This window comes from Ramlibacter sp. (assembly GCF_035706265.1).
Lineage (GTDB): Bacteria > Pseudomonadota > Gammaproteobacteria > Burkholderiales > Burkholderiaceae_C > Ramlibacter.
This window is the reverse complement of the sequence record NZ_DASSVG010000543.1, coordinates 1-2,545: the sequence shown is the minus strand read 5'-3', so window position 1 is coordinate 2,545 and position 2,545 is coordinate 1. Positions and strand designations below refer to the sequence as shown.

At 70.3% G+C, this 2,545-nt stretch carries 3 protein-coding genes and 1 pseudogene; 2 read left to right on the top strand and 2 right to left on the bottom strand.

The features are described 5' to 3' along the window. A pseudogene (locus VFM98_RS19405) lies at window positions 1–190 on the top strand (nitronate monooxygenase); the annotation flags it as partial. Window positions 191–275: 85 nt separating this feature from the next. Then, window positions 276–1,391: a PA0069 family radical SAM protein gene (locus tag VFM98_RS19400; RefSeq protein WP_325111537.1), complete on the top strand. Its 1,116-nt coding sequence runs from the start codon at window positions 276–278 to the stop codon at window positions 1,389–1,391. A 27-nt stretch (window positions 1,392–1,418) separates the two neighbouring features. On the opposite strand, the gene VFM98_RS19395 is transcribed toward VFM98_RS19400, so the two are convergent. Continuing rightward, complete coding sequence (locus VFM98_RS19395; RefSeq protein WP_325111536.1) at window positions 1,419–1,967, bottom strand: hypothetical protein; 549 nt, start codon at window positions 1,965–1,967, stop codon at window positions 1,419–1,421. A 100-nt stretch (window positions 1,968–2,067) separates the two neighbouring features. Then, the coding region (locus VFM98_RS19390) for a DnaJ C-terminal domain-containing protein (RefSeq protein WP_325111535.1) at window positions 2,068–2,545 on the bottom strand (478 nt) is incomplete at its 5' end.

Sequence of the window (2,545 nt, the reverse complement as noted above, 5' to 3'; positions counted from 1 at the left end):
GCCCGAGAGCGATCCGAGCAAGATGAGCTTCGGCAGCGACCGCAAGGCCTGGAAGGACATCTGGGGCTGCGGCCAGGGCATCGCCGCGGTGAAGGAGGTCGCCCATGCGGCCGACCTGATCGCGCGGTTGAAGCGCGAATACGCCGAGGCGCGCGAGCGCCTGGCAATGCCGTCGCTCGCGAGCGCCTGACGCGCGGGAAGCCGGCGCCGCGCAGGCCGGCGCCGTTTACACCTTCGGGTGTGACAGCGTCCTTGATCCAGGTCATACTGTATGCATGAACAGTATCGACCGCAGCACGGCCCACACCGTCGAGGAGGTGCGCGTGCCGCTGGCCGCCCTCAAGGGCCGCGGCAGCGCCACCCGGTTTCCGCACCGCTTCGAGCGCGATGCGCGCGAGGCCTTCGATGACGGCTGGGGGCAAGACGGGGAGGAAGATCCCGCCCCCGCTCCGCGCACCGAGGTGATCTGGGAGACGGCGAAGAGCATCATCGCCAGCAACGACTCGCCGGACATCTACTTCAACCTTTCGCTCAACCCCTACCGCGGGTGCGAGCACGGCTGCATCTACTGCTATGCCCGGCCGACCCACAGCTACCTGAACCTCTCGCCGGGGCTGGACTTCGAGACCAGGATCGTCGCCAAGCGCAACACGCGCGAGCTGCTGCGCGCGGAGCTCGCGCGGCGCGGATACAAGCCGCAGCTGATCGCGATCGGCACCGCCACCGACTGCTACCAGCCGGTGGAGCGCGAGCTGCGGCTCACGCGCGGCGCGATCGAGGTGTTGCACGAGGCGCGGCACCCGTTCGCGCTGGTCACCAAGTCGAGCGGGGTCGAGCGCGACCTCGACCTGATCGCGCCGATGGCGCAGCAGGGCCTGGCGGCCATCTACGTCACGATCACCACGCTCGATGCAGAGCTGGCCCGCCGGCTGGAGCCGCGCGCCGCCGCGCCGCACCGGCGGCTGCGGCTGCTGCGCACGCTGGCCGAGAACGGCATTCCCTGCGGCGTGAGCCTGGCGCCGCAGATCCCCTTCCTCAACGACGACATGGAGCAGGTGCTGGAAGCGGCCTGGGAGGCCGGCGCGCGCGAGGCCTTCTACCATGTGCTGCGCTTGCCCTGGGAGGTGGCGCCGCTGTTCCGGCAGTGGCTGCAGATCCACTACCCGCAGCGCGCCGAGCGCGTGCTGCATCGCATCCAGGAAATGCGCGGCGGCAAGGACTACGACAGCGACTTCGCCACCCGCATGAAAGGCAGCGGCCTCTGGGCCGAGTTGCTGGCGCAGCGCTTCCGCAAGACGGTGGCGCGCATCGGCTTCAATGCCAAGAAGACGGATTTCCGCACCGACCTGTTCCGCCCGCCGGCGCCCGAAGGGCAGGGCAGCTTGTTCTGAACGCCGCGCGCGCGAAGATCCGGGCGCTCAGCCCGCAGCGAGCAGCCCGGCCACGAACACCACCGACGACAGCACGAAGCCGCCCAGGTTCGCCTTGAGCTGCGCCGGCCCGGAGAGCCGCCGCAGCGACTGGTTCCAGACCCAGACGATCGGCACCACGGCCAGCAGCAGCACCAGCACGAGCACCTGCCAGCGCAGGAAGCTGGCCCAGTCCGGCAGCAGCGAGCGGGAGGGGCCGTGCCACAGCGCCTCCACCGGCAGCTGCTGGCTCCAGAGGCCGCAGGCGACCAGGGCACCGACCAGCAGCGCCACGGTGAGGGCGAAGCGGATCGTGCGGCGCCAGCCGAACACGCTGAGGAACGCGCCGTTCGCGCCGGCCAGCAGGAAGACGGAAGCGATGGCGGTCGGCACGTCCGCGGCGGTGCCACCCAGCAGGCGCCAGATGCCGACGTTGGCGACGATGCCGAGCCACAGGCTGGCGCCCAGCACCAGCCACGACGGATGCGTCGCGAGCCGCGTCTCGCCAGGCATGAGGAGGGACGAGTAGCCTGTGCTGCGAAAGAGCTTCAGGGCCATGGCCTGCATTGTCGCGCTGCAGTGCTCCGATGGGCACTCGTGCGCACCCGGGTGTGCCCGTGGGGCGACACAAGAAGAAAGGCGGCCCGCGGCCGCCTTCTCACGCGTTGAAGAACCCGCGCAGCTTGTCCGCCCAGGACTCCTCGTTGGGCGAGTGCTTGGCCCCGCCCTTCTTCAGCGACTCGTCCAGCTCGCGCAGCAGCTTGCGCTGGTGCTCGGTCAGCTTCACCGGCACTTCCACCGCCACGTGGCAGTACAGGTCGCCGGGGTAGTTGGAGCGCACGCCCTTGATGCCCTTGGCGCGCAGGCGGAACTGCTTGCCGGCCTGGGTGCCTTCCGGGATGTCGATGGCGGCCTTGCCGTCCAGGGTGGGCACCTCGATCTCGCCGCCCAGCGCCGCCCGCGCCATGCTCACGGGCACCACGCAGTGCAGGTCATCGCCGTCGCGCTCGAAGATCGGGTGCTTCTTCAGCCGGATCTCGATGAACAGGTCGCCGGGCGGGCCGCCGTTGGTGCCCGGCTCGCCGTTGCCGGCGCTGCGGATGCGCATGCCGTCGTCGATGCCGGCCGGGATCTTC